Here is a 23,066-nt window from a genome sequence, read left to right on the forward strand (position 1 = left end):
TCTTTGTATGTAATCGGAAAATGTTATTTTTGCAAGCGTGTGAAAATGTTAGTAATAATTAATTGTATGAGTGTGACAACAAAAAAGAAAGAGAGAGTAAAGTTTAGTAAAGCGTTTTGGGTTGCCAACACGGTAGAATTGCTAGAGCGTGCCGCCTATTATGGAGTATTTGTCGTAATCACGTTGTATTTGAGTAATGTACTCGGGTTTTCGGATATTCAGGCTGCCACTATCGCGGGAATATTTTCCGCTTGTTTGTATTTATTGCCGACATTTTCGGGGGCTCTTGCCGACAAGATAGGCTTCCGGAAATCGATGTTACTGGCGTTCGCCTTGTTGACATTGGGGTACTTGGGGTTGGGATTATTTCCTAATTTCCTTGCATCTACGGGGTTGGTAGAGTATGGTTACGTGACGAAATTCACGGGGTTGCAGGAAAGCGGTTATCGCTATGGAATTATTCCTGTCATGATATTGCTTATTATCGGGGGATCGTTTATCAAGAGCGTGATATCCGGTACGGTGGCGAAGGAAACGGACGAGAAGAACCGGGCTAAAGGATTTGCCATATTCTACGGGATGGTGAATATCGGGGCGTTTTCCGGGAAAGTGCTGGTGACTCCCTTGCGGGATGCCATGGGGCACGAGGGAATGATCGTGTTGAATTATTTCTCGGCAGGAATGACGTTGCTTGCCCTGGTAGCGATTTATCTGTTTTACAAGAGTGATAAACACGCCGGGGAGGGAAAGACTTTCCGTCAGATATGGACGGGTTTGGTCAGAGTATGTTCCAACGGTCGGTTGATTGTTTTGATTTTGATTATCACGGGATTTTGGATGGTGCAACATCAGTTGTATGCCACGATGCCGAAGTACGTGACCCGTTTGGCGGGAGAGGGGAGTGCCATCGGTTGGTACGCTAACGTGAACCCGCTGGTGGTCGTGTTGACGGTGAATCTGATTACTTCGTTCATGCGTAAGAAATCCGCCCTGTTCTCGATGACCTGCGGTATGTTTATCATGCCTGTTTCCGCCTTGTGCATGGCATCCGGGAATATGTTAGGGAGTGGAGAGATTCTCGGGTTGCATCCGGTGGCGTTTATGATGATCGTGGGTATCGTGTTCCAGGGATTGGCAGAAGTGTTTATTTCTCCCCGTTTCCTGGAGTATTTCTCGTTGCAGGCTCCGAAGGGAGAGGAGGGGATGTATCTCGGTTTTAGTCATTTGCATTCTTTCTTGTCGTCGATCTTCGGTTTCGGGTTATCGGGTTTCCTGTTAAGCAAATACTGTCCCGACCGGGCTTTGTTTGACAGCGAGGCTTCGTGGGCTGCCGCTTCGGCAAACGCCCATTATATATGGTATTATTTTGCCGCTATTGCTTTAGTATCGGCTGTCGCCCTGATTATTTACGGTCGGGTGGTACGGTGTATGGATGCTAGGAAGACTGTGGCATGATGTGTTCCTCTTCGGCTCTTCTCCCACTCTTCTCTATCTTTTAAGCGGTTGTTATTCGATTGTCGTTCGATTATAAAACGAAATAATGCGTTTAATAATCACTTGGAGATAGTATATTATCTTGTTTTGATATAGAGAAGAGTGGGAGAAGTGCTGGAGAGGGCTGGGATTAGATAAGGGGCGGGTGTTTTGAGGCGTGTCGTAGTCGTTCGTGTTTTTGGGAATTTTGTTCGTAAGAATGGAAATTCTTTGTTAGCTTTGTGGGAATGATGAAAGATATGAAGACAATTATAGATTTATTCGAGAGAAGTTGTAGGATGTTTCCTGATAAACCCTATTTGTGGGAGAAAAGGAACGGGGAATACGGGGCGACGACGTACACGGAAGTGAAACGGGAGGTGATGGACTTTGCCGGGGCTTTGTGTATGTTGGGGTTGGAACGGGGCGACCGGGTGGCGTTGTTGAGCGAGGGATGTAATAAATGGGTTTATTCGGAGTTGGGGATGTTGTACGCGGGAGGGGTGAATGTGCCATTGTCGATCAAGTTGACGGACGGGGAACTCGTTTTTCGTGTTCAGCATTCACGGGCGAGATTTCTGCTTGTTTCGTCTAATTTTTTGAACCGGGTGAAAGGGATAGAAGGGGAGATTCCCGACGTGGAAAAGATCATTGTCTTCAATTCGACAATAAACGAGGGACGTTACCTGTCTTTCGAGAAGGTGCTGCGGGAAGGCGAAGAATGGTTGACAGGGCATCGGGCAGAGCTGGACGCACGGATTGCCGCGGTGGAAGAACATGATTTGGTGAATATTTCCTATACCTCGGGGACGACTGCCGAGCCGAAGGGCATCATGTTGTCGCATCGGAATTACGTGACAAATGTGTTGCAGTCGGATTCGTTAATCCAAATACCGGATCACTATAAAGTGTTGTTATTCTTGCCGTGGGATCATAGTTTCGCTCATACGGTGGGGCTTTACTCCTTCATGTATAACGGGGCGTCGGTGGCGTCCGTGGATTATGGTCAGTCGGGAATGGAGTATTTGCGAAATATTCCCGTGAACCTGCAAGAGGTGAAGCCTCACATCTTGTTGAGTGTCCCCGCGTTGGCAAAGAATTTTCGTAAAAATATAGAGGCGGGCATTCGGGCAAAAGGGCGTTTCGCTGATCGTTTTTACCGGTGGGGATTGAAACTCGCTTACAAATACAACGGGGTCGGGGACGACCGGGGAAAAGGGTGTAGATGTCTGCTGAAACCTTTGGTGAAGTTATGGGATGCCATGTTGTTTTCGAAGATCAGGAAACAAGTGTTCGGGGAAAACCTGCAATTTTTTGTGGGGGGAGGTGCCCTTTTAGATATCGAGTTACAGCGATACTACGCCGCGTTGGGAATCCCGATGTTTCAAGGGTACGGGTTGTCGGAGGCTTCCCCGGTGATTAGTTCCAACACGCCCCAGCGGTATCGGTTCGGTTCGTCGGGTGTGCTGGTGAAGCCCATGGATTTATTAATTTGTGATGAGGGAGGGAAACCATTGCCTCCCGGGCAGAAAGGTGAGTTATGGGTTCGCGGGGGAAATGTGATGGAAGGATATTGGCGAAACGAGAAAAGTACGGCAGAGACGATTGTCGATGGTTGGTTGCACACGGGTGATCTGGGCTATCTGGATAAGTCGGGTTGGCTCTACGTGTTAGGACGTTTCAAATCTTTGTTGATAGCGAATGACGGGGAAAAATATAGCCCGGAGGGAATTGAGGAAACGATAGCCGAGCAATCCAGGTATATTGATTATTGCATATTATATAATAACCAGTCGCCTTACACGGCGGGGTTGATTATCCCGAGCAGGACGGCACTGCGTGAGTACATCGAGAAACAGGATGTAGAGCCGGGTTCTCCAGATGCATATCGTTTAATGATAAAAAAATTGCAGGATGAATTGATGGCTTACCGGGCTGGCGGACGACATGCTAATTTGTTTCCGGAGAGATGGTTGCCCGCGGTTGTTGCCATACTGCCCGAGCCTTTGACGGAACAGAACGGGATGATAAATTCTACTATGAAAGTGGTAAGAGCTAAAGTTTACGATCGTTTTAAGGAAGAAATCACTTATCTTTACACCCCGGAAGGAAAGGATATGACAAATAAGCATAACCTTCAGAATTTAAAACAGTTAATGAGATTGCCGATTCGGTGATTGCCGATTTAATCACCGAATTTGTCAATCTAAAATCATTAAATCTAAAATTGAGAAATGGATCGTCGGAAAACAAAACAAGTAAAAGTTGGTGATATTTTTATCGGATCGGAATATCCCGTGTGCGTGCAGTCCATGTTGAATACGGACACGATGAACACGGAGGCATGCGTGGAACAGGCGATTCGGATTATTAAAGCGGGGGGGGAGTTGGTGAGAATTACGGCTCCCGGGGTAAAGGAAGCAAAGAATTTACAAAATATACACGCGGAGTTGCGCCGGAGGGGATACGAAACACCGCTTTCGGCGGATATCCATTTCAACCCGGAGGCAGCGATAGAGGCGGCGAAGCACGTGGAGAAAGTACGTATCAATCCCGGTAATTTCGTGGATAAACGGGCAACATTCAAGACGTTGGTGTACACGGACGAGGAGTACGCGGAAGAATTGTTGCGGTTGGGGGAAAAGTTCAAGGAATTTCTCGACGTGTGCAGGGAGCACGGTACGGCAGTCCGGATTGGAACAAATCACGGTTCGCTCTCCGATCGTATCATGAGTCGTTACGGGAATACGCCTGCCGGAATGGTGGAGGCGACGATGGAATACCTGCGGGTATGCCGTGACGAGAAGTTTAATGATGTGGTGATTTCTTTAAAATCAAGCGATTGCCGCGTGATGGTGGAGGCGGTACGTTTGCTGGTGCGACAGATGGAAAAGGAGGGGATAGATTACCCGTTGCATTTGGGTGTGACGGAAGCGGGCGAGGGGGAAGACGGGAGAATCCGTTCGGCTGTAGGTATCGGTACTCTTTTGAACGAGGGGTTGGGGGATACCATTCGAGTTTCCTTGACGGAGGAGCCGGAGCGGGAAATCCCCGTGGCGAGGGCTTTGGTTATGGCGTGTCGTCCTGTTGGCACGAATGTGCAGCCCGTTCGGCTGGAGGGGCGTTATTCTCATCCGGTGATTGTCGCGGATATTTCCCGGGTGGAATGTATCGACGAGCCGGTGATGGAGAAATTGGATTTCCACGTGGCGGCGGTGAATGATCCCGTGTTTGGCGATATGTTGCGGGCGGGAGAACGAGCACCGGAGATTATCTACACGGAGGCTTTGGGACCGGAATTGACGAAATTGCCGGATTCGGTGACCGTGGTTGTACCTTTTGAAATGCTTGACGTGGCTCATGTTTACAACCGTAAGGCGGTGGCGTTGATCAGTGCAGGGGAATTTGTGCGCCTCTCGAAGCCCGTGGAAGGGGATTGTATTTTCGTGGAGTTGCGTGACGGAGAATTTATGAATGCTGATTTGGCGAGAAAATTGGAGGAGGATAAATCGGCTGTCGTGGTGCTTACCCTTGATGTCCCGTCTTATTCCCTGTATCGTGAGTGCTTGGGTCGGTTGGAACGTCTGGGTATAGAGAATCGGGTGGTTGTTCGTTTGATTTCGGGTGAAAAGGATTTATCCGCGCTCAGTTTGTCAGTGGCGGCGAATTTGGGCGGTTTGTTCTTGGATAGGTTAGGGTATGGATTGTGGTTGTCTTTCACGAAAGTACCAGATGCATACTACGGCGTACAGTTGAGCCGGGATATCTTGCAGTCGGCGGGAGTACGTCGTTATAAGACGGAATTTATCAGTTGCCCGGGATGCGGGCGGACATTATACAATTTGCAGGAATCAGTGGCACGGGTGAAAAAAGCATTCGGTCACTTGAGTCGCCTGAAAATAGCCGTGATGGGATGTGTGGTCAACGGTCCCGGGGAGATGGGAGATGCCGATTACGGTTACGTGGGAGCGGGAAATGGAAAGGTGAACCTGTTCCGGGGAAAAGAGATGGTACGGATAGGCGTGCCGGAGGGAGAGGCGATAGAAGCGTTGAAACAATTGATTATAGAAAGCGGGGATTGGAATGACTGACGTGCGGGATAATACACCACTGGTATTGGGAACGGAGAAGATCGGGAAGTTGCTGATGCAATATGCTATTCCCGCGATCATTGCTATGACGGCTTCTTCGTTGTATAATATGGTGGATAGTATATTTATCGGTCATGGCGTGGGACCATTGGCTATCGCGGGTTTGGCTATCACGTTCCCTTTGATGAATCTGGCGGCGGCATTCGGTTCGTTGGTCGGGGTGGGAGCCTCGACGCTGGTGGCTATTAAATTAGGACAAAAGGATAAAGAAAGCGCAACTCAGGTGCTGGGTAACGTGGTGTTGTTGAATGCTATTATCGGGTTGATATTTATGACCGTGGCATTGATATGCCTAGACCCGATATTGTTGTTTTTTGGCGCAAGTCCTGATACTTTGCCTTATGCCCGGGAATACATGGAAGTGATTCTTGCCGGTAACCTGATTACTCATATTTACATGGGGTTGAACGAGGTGTTGAGAGCCTCGGGATATCCCCAAAAAGCGATGATTGCCACGTTGATGGCGGTGATCGTGAATTGCGTGTTGGATGCATTGTTTATATTTGTATTCGAATGGGGCATCCGGGGAGCCGCGCTAGCAACGATTGCAGCTCAAGCGATCTCTTTGGGGTGGGAACTGTACCATTTTTCTAGTAAAAAGAGTTTTTTGCATTTTCAGCGAGGCATATTTGGGTTGAAGCGGCATATCGTGGGAGGTATGTTGGCTATCGGTTTGTCCCCGTTCCTGATGAACCTGTGTGCTTGTTTCGTGGTGATATTGATAAACAAGAGCCTGAAAGCTCACGGGGGCGATTTGGCGATCGGGGCTTACGGCATCGTGAATCGGGTGGTTTTCCTGTTTATCATGATTGTGATGGGATTCAACCAAGGAATGCAACCTATTGCCGGATATAATTTCGGGGCACGTCAGTTCGGTCGTTTAATACAAGTTTTGAAATACACGGTTTTTTGTGGCGTGGCGGTTACCACGATCGGTTTTCTGGCGGGGCAATTATTTCCCCGTTCGATTGTCTATCTTTTCACGACGGATGCGGAGTTGATTCGTATAGCGGTGGAGGGATTGCGCATCGTGTTGATATTTTTCCCGGTCGTCGGGTTTCAGATGGTAACTTCCAGCTTCTTCCAATCTATCGGGATGGCGAAGAAGGCTATCTTCTTGTCACTGACGCGGCAATTGCTGTTTTTGATCCCTTCGCTTTTGATTCTCCCGCGTTTTTTCGGTACTGACGGGGTCTGGATGAGTATGCCCGTGGCGGATGCTATCGCGACAATCGTGGCAGCTTTAATGTTGAGGTGGCAATTGAAACATCTGAAAGTGTAAATAAATTTGTACATTAGGGACAACGGATTTGGAAAAAAAACGATAGTTTTGTAAAAGAAATAGCTTAAAAGATAGACTTATGGAGAATTTTGTTATTACCGTGGGACGCGAGTTCGGTAGTTGCGGCAAAGAGATAGGGCACGCGTTAGCCGAGCGATTGCATATTGCTTTTTACGATAAGGAGTTGATCGCTTTGGCATCTAAGGAGAGCGGGCTTTGTCAGGAATTTTTTGAAAAGGCAGACGAGCGGAACTCGGGGAACCTATTGCAGGCTTTTGCTGCCGGTTTTACGTTCGGACCGTTCCAGTACAATGATTTCCTCTCGAACGATAAACTTTTCCAGATACAATCAGACGTGATTCGGAAAGTGGCGAATGAGCATTCTTGCGTGATCGTGGGGCGATGTGCCGATTATATTCTGCGGGATAACAAAAGATGTATCAATGTATTTATCCACGCCGATATGGATACTCGGGTGAAAACCGTGATGAACCGCCAGCATATTTCGGAACAGGAAGCCCGTGAGCTGGTGCGGAAAATGGATAAGACTCGTCCTAATTATTACAATTTCTATTCTGATAAAGAGTGGGGCGTGGCAGCATCTTATCATTTATCGGTGGATTCTTCCTTGTTGGGGGTACAAGGAACGGTTGATTTTATCGAGGAATTCGTGAAAAAAGCATTGCGGGAGGGGTAATGCTCTCGTCGGTTTGTAAAGTTTATAAAGTCATCGCGTTACGTGTGCAAAACTTTATAAACTTTAAGAACCGAAGGTTCAACCTTGTAAACCTTATGAACGAGATGAGGGTTAGTGCGTCAGCATAAACAGTTCCGGCTCTTTCCTGTCATGAAAATTCTTGAACAGAAATTCTGTGAAAGGGGTGTGGAAAACTCTCGCGCTGTTCGGGCATTCTTTCACGCAAGCACAACATTTGATGCAAGTTTCAGGGTCGCTCTCTATTTCTTCTTTTAGTTCAATCGCCGCTGTCGGACAAATTTCTATGCAATATTGGCATTGGGTGCACAATTCATATATTGTGGTCGGTGTCGCGGGAGTCTTGGGTTTGTTTTCTTTATATGGGAAATTGCCTTTCACGTGTAATGCCGGAATTTCGTTCGATTGGTTAAAGCCTTCCAGTTGTTGTATAATCGATTTGCCGAAATCTTCCGCTATCCGTATGTCCGATTCGTCCGGTCTGCCTGCCGCCGTGGGCATCGCTGTCGTACTGTAAGAATGTTCTCCGATAAAAGCCCCTCCCGCCACGGGAATAAATCCTTGTGCTTTCATCTGATCCCGTAATTCGATGAGGGCATCTTCGTAGTCCCGGTTCCCATAAAGTACGACAAGCACGACCGGGGTGGAGTTCCCGTGTATGTATTTCAACCGCTCGAGAGCGGTGGGGGCTACTCTTCCCGCGTAAGTAGGGACTCCTATAATCGTGAGGGCATCGTGTATCGTGATATCTTGGCTTGCAATCGGGTAAGTTAGATCAATCTCTTTATTCACGGGAATATTCGTCCCTTCGGCAATGGCGTGTACGATTTTCCCTGAAGTATGCGTGGGAGAAAAATACACGGGTTGTACGGTGTTGAAATGCATGATTGTTTATGTTTTTATTTTTTAGGTTTGAGCGAATGTTGTAAAAATATATAATTATTGGTAGAAATCAAATTGTTGTCCGATAATATCGATTATTATTTATTTTGTATTCATTGGCATCAAGTAGTGCCGTGCAGGCGGCAAGCCGTAAATTAATGGAGCTGGATGATATGCTGTTCCGCATGTATCTTCAAAAACTAAGGGAGAACAGTATTGTTTTTATCTGAATTCTTCTTGATCTTTTCTTGATTTTTTTTTGAAAAAAATCGAAATTGCCTCACCCCTTTTGTCCCTTTTTGGTGCTTTAGGGTAAAATGTGCTAATCATTGGAAAATGGCAACAGAAAGAATTCACATTGAAACGTCGGAAATAGACTTGAAAGATGCTCAAATTTTCAAGGCAATTTTCAATATGTTCTATCCTCGGGCATATACTTTTACATTAAAGTTGCTCCAGGACGAGGTCATTAGTGCAGATATTACACAAGAAGCCTTTTTGTATATGTGGGAAAAGGCATATTGTTTTCCGGATTTACTGACGTTTAAATCATACTTGTACCATTGTTTGAAAAATAAGACATTAAATTATATACGGGATCATAAGGTAGAACGAGAAATGCAGGAATTAAAAGATGTTTTCGTGGATGAGATCAATATTGACCATTTAATAATTAAACAGGAGTTGAAAGCCCGGATTCTGGAAGAGGTAAATCGGTTGTCGGGAGTGAAGCGGGAGGTTATTTTGTTGCGGCTGGAAGGATATAGTTATGACGAGATTTCGGAAGAGTTGGGATTGAGCATAAACACGGTTAAAACTCACAAGAAACAGGCATATAAGGATTTAAAAATTCATTTGTCGGATTACAGGCAATGCGTTTTTATGTTAATTGTATTGTTGGCCCTATGTTTTTGTTAAAAGAGATGTTTATGAAAAGGATAAGAAAGGATATAGAGATAAGTGATTTGATTTACAAATCTTTGCAGGGAGAGATCTCGGTCGATGAGGAAAAGTTTTTGGAAGCTTGGTGTTTAGAGCCAAAGAACCGGGAGTTGTTTATGAAATTGAAGGAGGCGGATGTTCTTTATGAAGGTATCGCGGAAATGAGTAACGTGGACACGGAGATTCCTTTTAAAAGAGTGAATGACAGGATCAAGAGAAGGAAACGTGTACGGGCGATAAAGTATATTTCAGGAATTGCTGCAGCAATATTAGTGGGAGTCGTACTGATTCTTTTGAACGTGGAAAAGAAAGAGCCGGCAAGGGTAACCCCGCTTTCTTTTATTCCTAAAGGACAAATGGAGCCTTTGGCTACTTTGGTGACAACCGGGGGGAAAGTTGTTTACCCGGAAGATTCCGTGAAACAGTTGGCTGTAAATACAAATAGTAATAAAGTCGATCTCCTGACGGAGGAAAATTCAAATGTGACTCTGCCTGATCCTGTAAAGGAAATCGAATATAACGTGCTGACGACTTCTAAACAAGGGAATATAAAAGTAACGTTGTATGATGGAAGTCACGTGTGGTTGAATGCCGGGAGTGAATTGAGGTACCCGAATACATTTGTCGGGGATAGACGAGTCGTGTACCTGAAAGGGGAGGCTTTCTTCGAGGTCGCAAAAGATGCCGTTCATCCATTTATCGTGAATACAGCCTCTGCCGTGATTAACGTGTTGGGAACGAGTTTTAACGTGAACGCTTATGATGTATCATGCGTGACGACATTAGTCGAGGGACACGTGCGGATGAAGAACGGGAAACGGGATAGCGTGGAACTTCGCCCGGGAGAACAGGCTTTCTTGACGAAGTACGGGAGCATCGGGGTGCGTGAGGTTGATGTGAGATATTCGACGGGTTGGATGAATAACCAGTTTGCCTTTAAAGAAACACCGTTACGGGAAATCGTGGATGTGCTGGGCGAGTGGTACGGCTACACGTTCCGTTTCGAGGATCCGAAAGTTGGAAATGTTTTGTACACGACTATGGTGAAGAGATATTCGGATGTGGATAGCGTGTTACGAGTACTGGAGGGAACGGGTGATTTCCGGTATATAAAGATAAATGATATCATTATCATAAAAGGAAAATAGACAAAGAGCCTCGCATCTCTTTGCCTATTTCATACTTAAATTTCAAGTTTAAAACACAAATCTATGGAAAAAAAACCAATTCATCGCTCTCCCGGAGAGCGGATTTTTAGGAATGGCAGTTTTTTAAGACGATTTCTTGGGATATTGTCTTTGCTTGTCATTGGAAATGTGGGAATAACCATGGCGCAAGCCGTCCCGAAGTTCACGGTGAATTTTAAAGACGTTTCGCTGATGGAAGTGTTGGATTATTTAGGAAAAAACAGCGACTACACCTTCACGTACAACAGTGAGAACGTGAAAAACGAAACTGCAAAGATTACCGAATCTTTTAAAGACGCAACCTTGGAACAGGTTCTTACCAAATGTCTGGAAAAGACTCGTTTCGATTTCAACATCGTGGATAAACATGTGATGATTGCGCCGAGGAAAAAGCCGGAGGTAAATCTGATCAAGGTTAGTGGTCGTATTGTTGACGAGAAAGGGAATCCCGTTGCCGGGGCGACCATCGTGATCGTGGGGACGACGCAAGGGGTGGCTTCTGATGCGGATGGGCATTACACCATCGCCGCCAAGGCGGATGACGTGTTGCGGGCTTCTTTCATCGGTTACGAAACGAAGACCGTGGAGGTCAAGGGAAAGGAAAGGGTGAACATCCGTCTGACGCCCACGGCGGAAAACCTGGAGGAGGTGCAGGTCGTGGCTTTCGGTACGCAGAAGAAAGAGAGCGTCACGGGCTCCATTACCACCATCCGTCCCATGGATTTAAAATCATCCAATAGTGACCTGACGGCGAGCCTTACCGGGAAAATAGCCGGTATTGTCGGTTGGCAGACGGGGGGAGCCCCCGGGGCGTTGACCGAGGACGAGATGAATACAAAGTTCTATATCCGGGGCATCAGTTCCTCCAACGGGGCTTCAGAGCCGTTGGTGCTGATCGACGGGGTGGAATCTTCCCGTTTGGATTTGGCGCGTATGGCACCGGAGGATATGGAGAGTTTCTCCGTGTTGAAGGATGCCGCTGCCACGGCGATGTACGGTGCCCGCGGGGCGAACGGGGTGATTATCGTGACCACGAAGAAGGGCGAGGCGGGAAGTGTCTATACCTCCGTGCGCTACGAGGCGGTGGCTTCCATGCCGACGGACAAGATCGACGTGGTCGATCCCCAGACCTATATGCGGATGTACAACGAGGCATTGATGACCCGTAACCCGGAAGCCTCTCCCCGCTATTCCCTCACCCGCATCGAGCGCACGGGCAGCAAGAACTATCCCTCTTGGGTCTATCCTGCCAACGATTGGTTTAAAATCTTGTTCAAGGATCATTCCGTGAACCAGCGCGTGGGAGTGAACGTGCGGGGCGGTTCCGAGACTGTGCAATATTACGCCTCCGTCAACTACGTGAACGATAAGGGAATGTTGAAGAGCGACCGCTTGAATCAATACAAAGTGAACATTGACAACTCCACGCTTTCATCACGTATCAATTTGAACGTGAATTTGAGTACGGGGCTCCGTATGTTGGTCAATGCGAGTGTGAATTACGATAAATACCACGGGCCTTTCTTTGGTCAGGGGGCGGTAGCGGATGTACAAGAGGCCTATTATTACGCGTACAACGCTTCGCCGGTGAATTTTGCCCCAACTTACCCGGGTGATTTCGAGCACGGCTGGCCGCACCTGCGGTTCGGGAGCGTTCCGCAAGGTCAGAGTGTTGCCCTGAACCCGTATGCCGTCATGCAGAGGGCTTACCAGGACCGGAGCCGATATAGCGCTACTACTCGGGTCGAGTGTATCTACAATCTGGCACGACTCTTGAAAGGCTTGGAATTGCGGGCGAGTGCCTCCTTGTCAAAGACAGGCTACGAGATGAATGCTTTTGAAACCTCGCCGTTCTATTATACCATGGACGCGGAAAACGGTGGGTATGATTTCGAGACGGGCGAGCATAAGTTGACGCTGTTGCAGAATGGACGCCGGACGTTGGAGAAGCCTATCCAAGGAGGCTCGGCATCGACCTCTTCCACGCAACTGGTGTATGAAGGTAGTTTGATCCACACCGCTGCTTGGGGCGGGGACGATGCCACCTTGCACCAGACCTCGCTGACTGCCGTGTTCCAGGCGTTGCAGGCAAATTCCGCCCCGGTGAGTGATTTGTTCAGCAGTTTCGAACAACGCAACCTGAGTTTTTCCATGCGCGGCAGCTACGGGTTCATGGACCGTTACTTCGTGGAGGCAAGTTTCGGGTACAACGGTTCCGAGCGTTTCACGAAGAACAACCGGATGGGTTTTTTCCCGGCAGTCAGCGGTGCGTGGCTCGCTTCCAAGGAGAACTTTATGCAAGGTGCGGTTAGCCGGTGGGTTTCCTTCCTGAAATTGAGAGGTTCGTGGGGTAAAGTGGGTAACGATGGTATCATCAAAGATCCCCGTTTCGTCTATATGCCGGAAATCGTGGGAGGTCCGAACTATAAAGATCCCGAACCGGGAAGCGAGAATACTTTTAGTCGTAAAGAGGTCAAGAATTATGGCGACCCTGACGTGAAATGGGAGGTCTCCGAGCAGGTGAACCTCGGTATCGAAACCCGTTTCTTCAAGGATATTTTGGAAATCAATGCCGACTTCTACCAGGAGGTGCGCCACAACATCATCGAGCAACGGGTCACGATTCCCGCGCAAATTGGGGTGGAGGTGAATCCCTTGGATAACATGGGGAAAGTCCGGGCACGCGGGATGGATCTTTCCGCAAAAGTGCAACATGCTTTCAACAAGGACTTTTGGGTGATACTGAACGGTACGTTTACCTATAATAAGGCTATTTATAAAGAGTTGGAGGAGGCAAAGGATCGTCCCTATTGGCAGTTGAAGACGGGCTACGAGCTTTCGCAGCGGGTGGGATACATCGCCGAGGGGTTGTTCCGCGACCAGGCGGAAATCGACAACTCGCCGCAGGCGAACACCGGGATCATGCCGGGGGATATCCGCTACCGCGACGTCGACGGCAATGGCGTGATCGACGTGAACGACGCAGTACATATCGGTTTCCCGGAAACGCCGCGGATGGTGTATGGGTTCAGCGGCTTCATCAATTACAAAAATTGGGAGTTCAGTTTTGCCTTCCAGGGTTCCGGCAAGCGGGGCTTCTTCATCAACCCGAGTGCCATTTCGCCCTTCGTGAACGACCGTGCCATGCTGAAGGAGATTTACGAGAGCCACTGGACGGAGAAGAACGTGGAGAACCGCCCCTTCTGGCCCCGCCTTTCCGTGGTGAACATCACCGAGTACAACAAGCAGGAGGATTGGAGTGCGAACCTCACGGACGAACGCCGTTCCACCTATTTCATGCGGGAGTGCCATTTCTTGCGTTGCACCTCGCTGGAGTTGGCGTACAATCTGCCGCAGAGTCTTCGCCAGAAGTTGCGCATGCAGAACGTGAAATTCTTTGCCCGTGCCAACAATCCTTTCCTGATTTCCAATTTCAAATTGTGGGACGTGGAGTTGGGTGGAAACGGGTTCAACTATCCCATCCAGAAGACCTACGCTTTGGGGATAAACATTAGTTTCTAACTTAAAACCAGAGATAATATGAAGCGTCTATTAGCTTATTTATTTATTCCTTTCCTGCTGTTCGTTTCTTGCGACAGTTGGCTGGACGTGGTGCCGGAGGAGGATATCGCCACGATTGATTCCGAATTTGAAACCTACGACGAGGCGTACAAGTGGTTGAAGAGTGCCTACGTCTATATGCAGGATCTTTACGGGTGGTCTGATAATGTCGCTATGTCGGCATCCGATGAATTGGTTTCCGATACTTATTTGAGGAATACGGTTGTTGATTGGCAACGTCCCACGGGATTGGAGATTATTGCAGGCAAGCAGAGCGTGTTGGATCCTTGCGACGATACTTGGTTCAATGTATTTTCGGGGGGGGCCGCCGGGAGTTACCGGAGAGATTTTTACACGCAGATAGTGCTCTGCAATCATTTTATTACCCGTATCGATAACGTTTACAACCTTCCGGCAAAGGACAAGAGCGAGTGGAAAGCGGAGGTGATTGCCTTGAAAGCGTTTTACTATTTCGAACTGGTGCGCCGCTATGGGCCGGTGATGATTGTGCCGGACCACGTTGACCCGAATCAGGATGTGGAGACCTTGAAATTGCCCCGTAGCCACGTGGACACTTGTTTCAATTATATCGTGCGCTTGTGCGACGAGGTGGTGGAAACCCTCCCTTCTTGTACGGGAAAGAAGAGTGAACGGAGAGGTTATTTCAACAAGGAAGCCGTGATGGCGTTGAAGGCGCGGGCATTGTGTTACCAGGCTTCCGACCTGTTCAACGGCAATCCCGACTACGCGAATTTCACGAACAAAGAGGGAGAACCCCTGTTCAGCGCGACTCCCGACCCGAAAAAGTGGGAGCGTGCCGCCCAAGCCGCCATTGATGTCATCGATTATTGCCGCGAAAACGGTTCGGCAGCCTTGGTTCAAGGGAGTTCTGCAAACACCGAACTGCAAGGGTATATGTTGGATATCGAGAAATCCTGCCAAACTTACGGTTGGTTGAGCGACGAGGTGCTCTATATGATCCGGTTGCAGGGGGGTGATGAAGATTGGTTTAGGCTGATATTGCCCAAAATGGACGACGGCTCGATGCACTCGCTGCCCGGGGCATGCCTTGCCCCGAGTATAAAAATGGTGGAGATGTTCTACACGGAGAACGGGTTGCCGATCGACCAGGATTTGAAATGGGTCGGAGGAGGAAATCCCTACGGGCTTAGCCAGGAAACGGACCCGAAATACACGGACGTGGTTTCGTTGGAGGAACCCACGTTGAACCTGCACCGCCGTCGTGAACCCCGTTTTTATGCCAACATTGCCGCAGACCGTTGCTATTGGCGGTTGGGAACCGAGGTGAACAATATTTATCTGGTGAAGACCTACCAGGGGGAATCGGCAGGATTGGAGGAAAAGCGTCTTTCTTCCACGGACCCGCAAAATCTTACCGGGTATTACGTGAAAAAAGGCACCTCTTCCAAGGCAACGCTTTTGGCTCACCAAAGTGGGTTGGGTAGCTTGGGAGAACGTCCGGCACCGATTTTCCGTTTGGCGGAGATGTACCTCATTGCAGCCGAGGCGTTGAACGAGAGCAAGGCAGCACCCGATGCCGAGGTGTACAAGTATTTGAATGTGGTGCGCAAACGTGCCGGCATCCCGGACGTGGAGGTGGCTTGGAAGAATGCCAAAGACCCGAATAAGGTGAAAACCACGGCCGGTATGCGTGCCATTATTCGTCAGGAGTGGAACATCGAGTTCGCTTTCGAGGGCTATCGTTTCTGGAACGTACGCCGTTGGAAGATTGCGAATATCGAGTTCAACGAGAAATCCTACGGGTGGAATGTGGTCGGTCGTGATGCCAAGAGTTTCTACAACAACGGGAAAGGTCCCGTGGTGGTTTATTCCGGTAACAAGTTCATCGCCCCGCGCGATTATTTCTGGCCTATCCGGAGCGAGGAGGTGCAGACTGCCGGTTGTGTGCAAAATCCCGGATGGTAAAATCATAAATCGTAAATTATAAATCATTATGAGAAAGATATTATTTTTATTATTGGCGTTTTTCGGTTTCATGGGGTGCAGCGACGATGAGGACGTTGGCTTCGACGTGCCGGTGGAGTTCCGGAAAATCTCTTTCGAGCCGGTGCCCGGTGGGGCGGTGATGCGCTACCGTTTGCCCGATAACATGGATATCTTTGGGATACGGGCTTGTTATACCGACGCTTACGGGCGGCAATTGGTGAAGGAGGGTACCTATCTGGCCGACTCCTTGCTCTTGAACGGTTTTGCCGAGGCGCGGACCGATCAGCCGGTGCGCCTGACGTTCTTGAACAACAATTTGGAGGAATCCGCCCCGATCGAGATGACGTTCAGCACGGAGGCATCCGCCCCGGTGGCTCTTTTCGATAACTTGAGCGTGAATCCCTTCTGGGGTGGGTTCAACGTGATGTACAAGTCTCCGGATGTCGTGGAAGGAACCGTGCATATTTTCTATGTCGGGATCAATCCGCTCACGAAGCAGGAGGATAATATCTTGATAGGCAGTTATCCTATCCTCGAGGGGGGCGACACGCTGAACTTCGAGTTGAAGCAGGCGTTGGACGAACTGGTGGTGGTCGTGCGGACGGACGATTTCGAGGGGAATGTGGTGAAGACACAGACTTACAGTGGAATAGATGCATTGGCAATGGAGCAGTTGTCCCCAGACAAATTCACCTTCACCTTTTCGGATGAGTTTAGAATCGAGGACGAAGAACACCAGATCGGGGTGAAGTATCTGTTTGACGGGCAAAAGAAAGGAGCCAATTACCGGAAGAATCGCCAACAAGGGAGTAAATATAAATTCGGTACTTTCGTGGCAGGTCCGTACGCCTTCAACGAACGTTTTGTGATTGATTTCGGAACCCCGAAGGTGCCGGCAATGCTGCGCGGGGATGCGTTCTTGTATCACGGGTGGCGTTATCCGTATGCCAATCCCAGCTGGCCGGATCCGACCCTCGATATGTTTGTTTGCGATTTGTGGAATGAGGTTTACACTTCCCGTTTGCCGGCTAAAATCAAGGTGTACGGGACGAATGCGGCAGACCCCCAATCCGTGCCTTTGAACGAGTGTACCCAGCTTTACGCGTTGGATGAATCTCCCTACTGGCATAATTTTTACCAAAATGCATGGTGTCGTTTCTCGGATTACGATCGAGGTCCGGTGGATTGGGTGAAAGATGCGTACAAGGACAAGGATGACAAGACGTTTGAGGCGGCAGAACCGATCTCTTTGGAGATGAAATGCAATTATTTCGGGGAGGCTTTCCGCTATGTATTCTTCATCGTGGAGGATACGTGGATGAGTAACCGTTGGTCGACTTATTATCCGGATGGATATGAAGAGAATGCCAAGGAGTACATTACGTTCGACGAGTTGGAAGTATTTGTAAAGAAGGAAAACTAATAAAGGAACAGCTATGATAAAAAAATCTATATATACGATCGGTTTGTTCGCGGCGCTCTTGACGGCAGGTTGCAGCGAGAGCCTAGAAGAGACATACGACGAGTTTGCCGGCGACGGGATGATCCGCTACCTGGGTAAATGTTCCGAGGTGAGCGTGAACCCGGGGTGGGAACGTTTGCAGGTGACATGGAAACACAACATCGATGCCGGGGTGAAGAAGGTGAAGATCACGTGGAGCTCCGATAACGGGTCGGGCGAGGTGTTCGTGGACCCCTGTGACCCGGATAGCGGCGATTTGATGGATACCATTTACATCGAGAATTTAGCGGATGCCATGTACACCGTGCGGGTGAGCAACTTGTCTGCGGATGACAGGGAATCGCTGGTGGAGGAAAAGTATGGCCGTCCGTATACTTACGAGCACGAGGATTTGCGTGCCTTCTCGCGTGGCATTACCGCTTTCAGCCGCATGGGCGACAAATTGATGGTGGCTCTCGACCAGAGCAATGACAATATCAAGGAGATGTTATTGTGCTTCAAGGATAAGGGGGGAGTCGAGCACAAGTGGGATATGAAGGAGCATTCCGGAGATTCGCTTGCCTATGATTATTGGGGATACGAGGTTTCCTTGGGACGCGATTACCTTTTTCTTTTGCCCGATGAGGAGGGCGTGGATATTGATTTCAACCAGCCGATCACCGTGCAACGGAAGGGAAAATTGGAGGGCTGTGTGGATGAAATTGATTTCAAGGACGAGACGTTGAGCTTGGATGAGCGGTTGTGGGCAACGGACTTCACGCAACTGATGATCGGGCAATTCGGACCGAACTGGGAAAGTGAAGTGAATAACGTGGAGACCTTGGAGATTGATTTCGACCTGAATACTTTGCAGGATTTGATGTATTTACCTAACTTGAAGAAGGTGATTCTCGGCAAGAATCGTTACATGAACGAGAAATACGTTAGAAACAATCACAGCAACACGGATGAATACGTGGGGCTGGTGATGTTGCAATTCCTGAAAGCGACCCGCCCCGGGTTTACCGTGGAACGCTATAACCAGCACTATTTCTACCAAAGAGATGAGTTTGGATCAACTTTCGTGGAAGCGTACAAGAAAGCCGGGAAGTTGACGGATTTGGTGATCGAGGAGAAGGGAAACGAGAATTTGCTCGCCAAGCCCGCGTGTACGCTGTTGGATACCACGGGTTGGGAAATGACGTGTTCCGATACCGTGTATAACGGTTACAAGGATAACGGGGTGGCAAATTTGCTCTTCGACGGGCCGCGTCGTTTTGTGGATGATTGGGGGGATGAATATGAAGAAGAGGTCTATTTCGAGCCGGCGGAAACCGTGGGTGCCAGTGTCGTTTCCGTGACATTTGACATGAAGACTCCCCGGCGGTTGGACGGTTTCAAGGTGGGACAACCGACCCGTAACGAGAAAGGCGATCCCGACTACCTGTTGCAGAACATTATCGTGGAGTTCTCGAATGACGGTTTAACTTGGACGGCAGCCAACCACACGGACGGTAGTTTCTCTATCGGGAACACTCCCGGCGAGGAAAGCTACCTCGTGGTTCCGGAAGATTTGCGTACCCCCGTGCGTTACATCCGCCTGCGGATGTCAAACCGCCCGATTGGAGAAATCTCCAGCATGACAAAATATTGCTTGCGTCTGGGTAAATTTATCCCCTGTACGTTCGAGTAACCAGACCCTTTTGGTGCGTGCTTTCCCTGCCCCGCGGGGCAGGGATTTTTTCCCCGCTTGCCTTCTCGCTTGACGGGATGGATAACTATTAACGATACAATTATGAAAAGAGTAAGATATATAGTAGTGGTTTGCTTCACTTGCTTGTGGTGTAGCTGTTATCAAGAAATGTCGCTTGAAGATTCTCTTCTTGATGAAGAAAATGTAATGGATGTTAATCCGAATCCTTTTCCTTTTAGTTCGCTTTTTCCACAAACAAATGGGGAGTCGGTAACTGGTAGAATGGGAGTTTATTTCTTAAGCAAAAATCAGCATGGAATGTTGTGTCGGGCGGGAGGAAGTTTAATGAATGAAAGTTATATCCTGAGTAAAATGGCAAAAAAGTTATATAGGAAAGGGGGTCGGATCCAATGTGCGATCGATCCTAAGATGTTAAGTGGTAGATATACGGATAAAGATGCCATTTATGATTCTAGGAATCATATTATTTATTTCAGGTATGAGGAGGGGATAATTACTCCTCGGATTATTTTGCACGAACTTTTGCATGCTTTTCAAACAGGTTTGGCAGGAGTGGAATACACGGAAGAAAATGAACTTCAATCAGAGTTTGAGATTTTGTTGATGTCTGATGTGTTCTCATTTAAAATGTGGGGAAGTTTTTCTAATTCAGAAGGTCTAAATAGTAAAGCATACAAAGATTTCGTTTCACAGATTGCTAATTTTGAATTATCCGGAGATGAAGGGATTGCACAAGAAAGATTAATAGAAATGTTTAGAGAGCGTTATAAAGAGTGGGCTGGGGGTGCTGCAACAACATATTATTGCCCCTCTTTTTTGATTTATTATTTACGTTGTCAATGGCAAAATTAAAACAGAAACATTATGAAAAAACAGATATTTTATTTTTTCTTGATTGTCTTGTATTTTAGTGCAAATGCGCAAGGGCAGGAGTTCCGGAACTTTAAAAAAGTAGAAAATTCGTATATCAGTTTTGTTATTCCGTTGGATTTTGAAGAAAAATTTAAAGTTTTACAACAAGAAGTTTTAGAGAAAGATTTTTGTATTGGATATCCGACGGGGAAAAAATCAATCCATGCACTTCGATCAGACTCCATTACGCGTGTGAATCTAAAAAAAAGAGGAATAAATCTGGATGAAGATGAACCTTTTGCAAATTCGATGGATACCCTTCTTTTTTGGTTGTTAGGAGATGATATTTCTCTTGGGGAAAAAGAGAATGTATCGGAACCTTATCCCAAGGAATGGACAGAAGCTGCGACAGCATGGGCAGAACGGTTGAAAAACCGTGTGGGGAGAATAGACCTTTCTATTTATGCGTTGGTAAACAACACGGGAGAGGTGTTGTCGGTTTATTTCCGAATATTCCCATCTCCCGAGGGAATATCGGAAAAAGATTTGCAGGAGATCCGCGACGTCGTTGCAAGGCATCCGTTCAATCCCGATAATTTTGATTTTAGCCGTCGGGACAAAAAGATAATGGAAGAAACAACAGAAAAGTTGTGGGATAGAACTCTCGGGGATAAAGAACGTTTGGCTTTGATGCGTAAAGCCATGGATACAAAAAGACCTTGTGTTTACGGCGTGTTGAAATTTTTCTCCATGAGAAGTTTGCCTTGATTATCGGGAACAAGGAAATGACATTGAATTTTAGATGAACGCTATGAATGACAAATTTATGAAAATATTGATTTTAACGGTAATTTGCTCGTGTTGTTTCGCCAGTGCGGCGAAAGCGACAGGACAATTCGCGGAGCGAATAATTATCGGGCAGGATACTTTAGGGATGTTGTCTTGTCCGATTAATGCGGATACCGTGTTGCGGAGAAAAGTTTCTCAACGGATTGAACGGGCTGGAATGGTCACGGGACTTTGGAGAAAATATATTGGTACTTGGCGACTGGAAGCAGGGCTATTATATTTGGAGAAACTTGAAACATGGGATGGGGATTTGGTGGATATTCGTGGTATTTTTGATGCTTATCGAGAGAACGGGCGAATTGCCGCACGTTGGTTTAGCGGGGATATACGTGTGGTGAGGGGGGAATGTGTGTATTATAAACACATGGGATTTAATCGTCATTATGAACATGAAACGATTTACACGCTTCGACGAGGGCGGGTCGTGTCAAGCGAGGAGAAACATAATTCGTTGCGGGAAGGTTCGAATGAGGAAAGTTGGGTTACTTTGCAGATGCTGTTCAACGGTAACGGTATGGAGTGGGAAGGAGATTCCTCGTTGTCAGTTAAACTTTGGCCGGGACTTGACGGAACGGTGGATAGGATAAAAGTAACGTCATTTTATCGTTTTCTGAAACCGGGTCAGGATTCGGTGCCCGTGTGGGAAAGAAAATATAAAGAAAAGAATAGAAGATACGGTCATCGACACCCGTACACTCGTGAGGTTATGGCGTGTGTTCAATTGATGACGGACTGGGAGGTGCTGGTGCTTGATGGAAAGATTCAGCCTCACGTGTTCAAGGTGACCTGGAGAAAAGGTATACCTCGTCCGGAGTACATGAACTGGCAATTGAAATTGTGGCTTTGCCCGGATTCTTTGGATATGGACGGGTGCGGCTACCGGGTGAAAGATGTGTCACTTTTACAGGCGGATCCCCGTTTGATGACCCGTTTGCGCCCGTGCCTGAAAGGGGCGTTTGCCTTGAAGCATCCGCGGGGGTATCGTGCCCGCTGGCAGATAGCGGATGGTCAGTTGTGGTTGACCGGAATTCGTAACGCCCGCACGGGAGAAATGATCCCCTTGTCGGTGCTTGCCCCCGGCAACAACGGGGAACCGATAGAGGCATCGTGGTACACGGGAAAGTTTAAGATCGGGTTGGGCGGAGTGGTTGATGACGGTAATTACCGTTACGATGCAGAGTGTTGCGATATGGAGTGCGAGGTCGTGCAAGGGCGTGTGAAACGATTAAACCGAGATTTATGAAACAGATGATTTTATCATGGATAATTTTATTTAGCGTGAGTTCTTTGTTCTCGCAAGAGGTATTTAAACTTGGCACGGTGAAAGGGAAGCATGTGACGTATGAAGTGAAAGAACAAAATTCTTTCCCGTGGGGCAGAATTATTAAAAACACGCGTAAATCGGATACCGCCGAAGTGAAAGTGATGGATATAATCAATTGTGCCGCTCAAACATGGGATATTGAGATGCAGATAGCAAAAATTATTCACGATCGTTTATTACCGGAAGAATTGAGGAAACTTCGTGAAATAGCGAAATCTTTTCCCTCGGATTATTTTCAAACGATGGTTCGGATTGTCGATAATAAGCTGGTACAGGTGGAATGGTTCCTGTTTGATGGCATGTACCGGGACGGGGTTCGGAAGCGTGCCGGTGAAATCCCGGATACAATAGAACGTCCAATGAATTTTATACGTAAAGATACTGGTGAAGAGGTGCAACGTTTGGTAAAAGAACCCGTGTATCGGAAGAAGGAGCCTGCCGCCCCGAGCGACGGCTTTTGGATGAATTTTGATCCTGACCGGCTGTATGAAATAGAAAAGGACATCGTGGAGAAAGTCACACTGCCCCCGGGAATGGCAAGGGATTTCGCATATGTTTTACAGATTAGTATCTTCTACGAGTATATCTGTGATTTGAAAAAGGCAAGAGAAGTGAGAGAGTGTGCAATAGAAGATTGGAAAAAAGAGATGTTAAGATCTAAGTTGGAATAGGTTTCTATTTAAAATAACGAATAGAGAGATAAAAGTTCTTTGACATATTGGGAC

16 protein-coding genes are annotated in these 23,066 nt (G+C 47.7%); 15 read left to right on the forward strand and 1 reads right to left on the reverse strand.

Translation table 11 applies throughout. The annotated features are described in order from the left end of the window. Positions 1-66: 66 nt before the first annotated feature. From BN8899_RS10830 to BN8899_RS10850, 5 genes are all read left to right on the forward strand, one after another. On the forward strand, positions 67-1,455 hold the full coding sequence (locus BN8899_RS10830) for an MFS transporter (RefSeq protein WP_065219378.1): 1,389 nt from the start codon (positions 67-69) through the stop codon (positions 1,453-1,455). Positions 1,456-1,733: 278 nt separating this feature from the next. After that, positions 1,734-3,650, forward strand: coding sequence for an AMP-dependent synthetase/ligase (locus tag BN8899_RS10835; protein ID WP_369800410.1), 1,917 nt, complete (start codon positions 1,734-1,736; stop codon positions 3,648-3,650). Positions 3,651-3,707: 57 nt separating this feature from the next. Next, the gene (gene ispG, locus BN8899_RS10840; RefSeq protein ID WP_065219379.1) at positions 3,708-5,564 is read left to right on the forward strand and encodes a (E)-4-hydroxy-3-methylbut-2-enyl-diphosphate synthase; all 1,857 of its coding nucleotides are present in this window, start codon (positions 3,708-3,710) and stop codon (positions 5,562-5,564) included. Beyond that, entirely contained in the window at positions 5,557-6,906 is a 1,350-nt protein-coding gene (locus BN8899_RS10845) for an MATE family efflux transporter (RefSeq protein WP_065219380.1), read from the forward strand. Before ispG ends, BN8899_RS10845 begins: the two co-directional genes overlap by 8 nt. A gap of 79 nt (positions 6,907-6,985) precedes the next feature. Continuing rightward, on the forward strand, positions 6,986-7,603 hold the full coding sequence (locus BN8899_RS10850; protein WP_065219381.1) for a cytidylate kinase-like family protein: 618 nt from the start codon (positions 6,986-6,988) through the stop codon (positions 7,601-7,603). A gap of 111 nt (positions 7,604-7,714) precedes the next feature. On the opposite strand, the gene BN8899_RS10855 is transcribed toward BN8899_RS10850, so the two are convergent. Continuing rightward, positions 7,715-8,506 (reverse strand): 4Fe-4S binding protein, encoded by a 792-nt coding sequence (locus BN8899_RS10855; RefSeq protein ID WP_065219382.1) that lies wholly within the window; start codon positions 8,504-8,506, stop codon positions 7,715-7,717. Between the two features lie 333 nt (positions 8,507-8,839). Here BN8899_RS10855 and BN8899_RS10860 point away from each other — a divergent pair, with 333 nt between their 5' ends. The 10 genes from BN8899_RS10860 to BN8899_RS10905 all read left to right on the forward strand — a co-directional run bounded on the left by BN8899_RS10860 (position 8,840) and on the right by BN8899_RS10905 (position 23,012). Then, a complete protein-coding gene (locus BN8899_RS10860) occupies positions 8,840-9,421 on the forward strand; it encodes a sigma-70 family RNA polymerase sigma factor (protein ID WP_065219383.1) in 582 nt (193 codons plus the stop codon). An 11-nt stretch (positions 9,422-9,432) separates the two neighbouring features. Next, the gene (locus BN8899_RS10865) at positions 9,433-10,593 is read left to right on the forward strand and encodes a FecR family protein (RefSeq protein WP_187376859.1); all 1,161 of its coding nucleotides are present in this window, start codon (positions 9,433-9,435) and stop codon (positions 10,591-10,593) included. Between the two features lie 63 nt (positions 10,594-10,656). Beyond that, complete coding sequence (locus tag BN8899_RS10870; RefSeq protein WP_065219385.1) at positions 10,657-14,154, forward strand: SusC/RagA family TonB-linked outer membrane protein; 3,498 nt, start codon at positions 10,657-10,659, stop codon at positions 14,152-14,154. A gap of 18 nt (positions 14,155-14,172) precedes the next feature. Next, a complete protein-coding gene (locus BN8899_RS10875; RefSeq protein ID WP_065219386.1) occupies positions 14,173-16,140 on the forward strand; it encodes a RagB/SusD family nutrient uptake outer membrane protein in 1,968 nt (655 codons plus the stop codon). A gap of 28 nt (positions 16,141-16,168) precedes the next feature. Then, on the forward strand, positions 16,169-17,584 hold the full coding sequence (locus BN8899_RS10880) for a DUF4959 domain-containing protein (RefSeq protein WP_065219387.1): 1,416 nt from the start codon (positions 16,169-16,171) through the stop codon (positions 17,582-17,584). Between the two features lie 13 nt (positions 17,585-17,597). Next, on the forward strand, positions 17,598-19,295 hold the full coding sequence (locus tag BN8899_RS10885; protein ID WP_065219388.1) for a DUF4998 domain-containing protein: 1,698 nt from the start codon (positions 17,598-17,600) through the stop codon (positions 19,293-19,295). A 102-nt stretch (positions 19,296-19,397) separates the two neighbouring features. Continuing rightward, positions 19,398-20,168, forward strand: a complete 771-nt coding sequence (locus BN8899_RS10890; RefSeq protein WP_148375375.1) for a hypothetical protein — start codon at positions 19,398-19,400, stop codon at positions 20,166-20,168. Between the two features lie 12 nt (positions 20,169-20,180). Next, positions 20,181-20,936, forward strand: a complete 756-nt coding sequence (locus BN8899_RS10895; RefSeq protein ID WP_065219390.1) for a hypothetical protein — start codon at positions 20,181-20,183, stop codon at positions 20,934-20,936. A 58-nt stretch (positions 20,937-20,994) separates the two neighbouring features. Continuing rightward, on the forward strand, positions 20,995-22,260 hold the full coding sequence (locus BN8899_RS10900) for a hypothetical protein (RefSeq protein ID WP_148375376.1): 1,266 nt from the start codon (positions 20,995-20,997) through the stop codon (positions 22,258-22,260). Further along, positions 22,257-23,012: a hypothetical protein gene (locus tag BN8899_RS10905; RefSeq protein WP_018337485.1), complete on the forward strand. Its 756-nt coding sequence runs from the start codon at positions 22,257-22,259 to the stop codon at positions 23,010-23,012. The genes BN8899_RS10900 and BN8899_RS10905 overlap by 4 nt, the downstream gene beginning before the upstream one ends. Positions 23,013-23,066 lie beyond the last annotated feature (54 nt).

The sequence above is a fragment of the Butyricimonas sp. Marseille-P2440 genome (assembly GCF_900091675.1).
GTDB classification, from domain to species: Bacteria; Bacteroidota; Bacteroidia; order Bacteroidales; family Marinifilaceae; genus Butyricimonas; species Butyricimonas synergistica.

Coding starts and splice junctions, on each gene's coding strand:
- BN8899_RS10830 (WP_065219378.1), top strand. CDS start 67: ATGAGTGTGACAACAAAAAAGAAAGAGAGAGTAAAGTTTAGTAAAGCG.
- BN8899_RS10835 (WP_369800410.1), top strand. CDS start 1,734: ATGAAGACAATTATAGATTTATTCGAGAGAAGTTGTAGGATGTTTCCT.
- ispG (WP_065219379.1), top strand. CDS start 3,708: ATGGATCGTCGGAAAACAAAACAAGTAAAAGTTGGTGATATTTTTATC.
- BN8899_RS10845 (WP_065219380.1), top strand. CDS start 5,557: ATGACTGACGTGCGGGATAATACACCACTGGTATTGGGAACGGAGAAG.
- BN8899_RS10850 (WP_065219381.1), top strand. CDS start 6,986: ATGGAGAATTTTGTTATTACCGTGGGACGCGAGTTCGGTAGTTGCGGC.
- BN8899_RS10855 (WP_065219382.1), bottom strand. CDS start 8,506: ATGCATTTCAACACCGTACAACCCGTGTATTTTTCTCCCACGCATACT.
- BN8899_RS10860 (WP_065219383.1), top strand. CDS start 8,840: ATGGCAACAGAAAGAATTCACATTGAAACGTCGGAAATAGACTTGAAA.
- BN8899_RS10865 (WP_187376859.1), top strand. CDS start 9,433: ATGAAAAGGATAAGAAAGGATATAGAGATAAGTGATTTGATTTACAAA.
- BN8899_RS10870 (WP_065219385.1), top strand. CDS start 10,657: ATGGAAAAAAAACCAATTCATCGCTCTCCCGGAGAGCGGATTTTTAGG.
- BN8899_RS10875 (WP_065219386.1), top strand. CDS start 14,173: ATGAAGCGTCTATTAGCTTATTTATTTATTCCTTTCCTGCTGTTCGTT.
- BN8899_RS10880 (WP_065219387.1), top strand. CDS start 16,169: ATGAGAAAGATATTATTTTTATTATTGGCGTTTTTCGGTTTCATGGGG.
- BN8899_RS10885 (WP_065219388.1), top strand. CDS start 17,598: ATGATAAAAAAATCTATATATACGATCGGTTTGTTCGCGGCGCTCTTG.
- BN8899_RS10890 (WP_148375375.1), top strand. CDS start 19,398: ATGAAAAGAGTAAGATATATAGTAGTGGTTTGCTTCACTTGCTTGTGG.
- BN8899_RS10895 (WP_065219390.1), top strand. CDS start 20,181: ATGAAAAAACAGATATTTTATTTTTTCTTGATTGTCTTGTATTTTAGT.
- BN8899_RS10900 (WP_148375376.1), top strand. CDS start 20,995: ATGAAAATATTGATTTTAACGGTAATTTGCTCGTGTTGTTTCGCCAGT.
- BN8899_RS10905 (WP_018337485.1), top strand. CDS start 22,257: ATGAAACAGATGATTTTATCATGGATAATTTTATTTAGCGTGAGTTCT.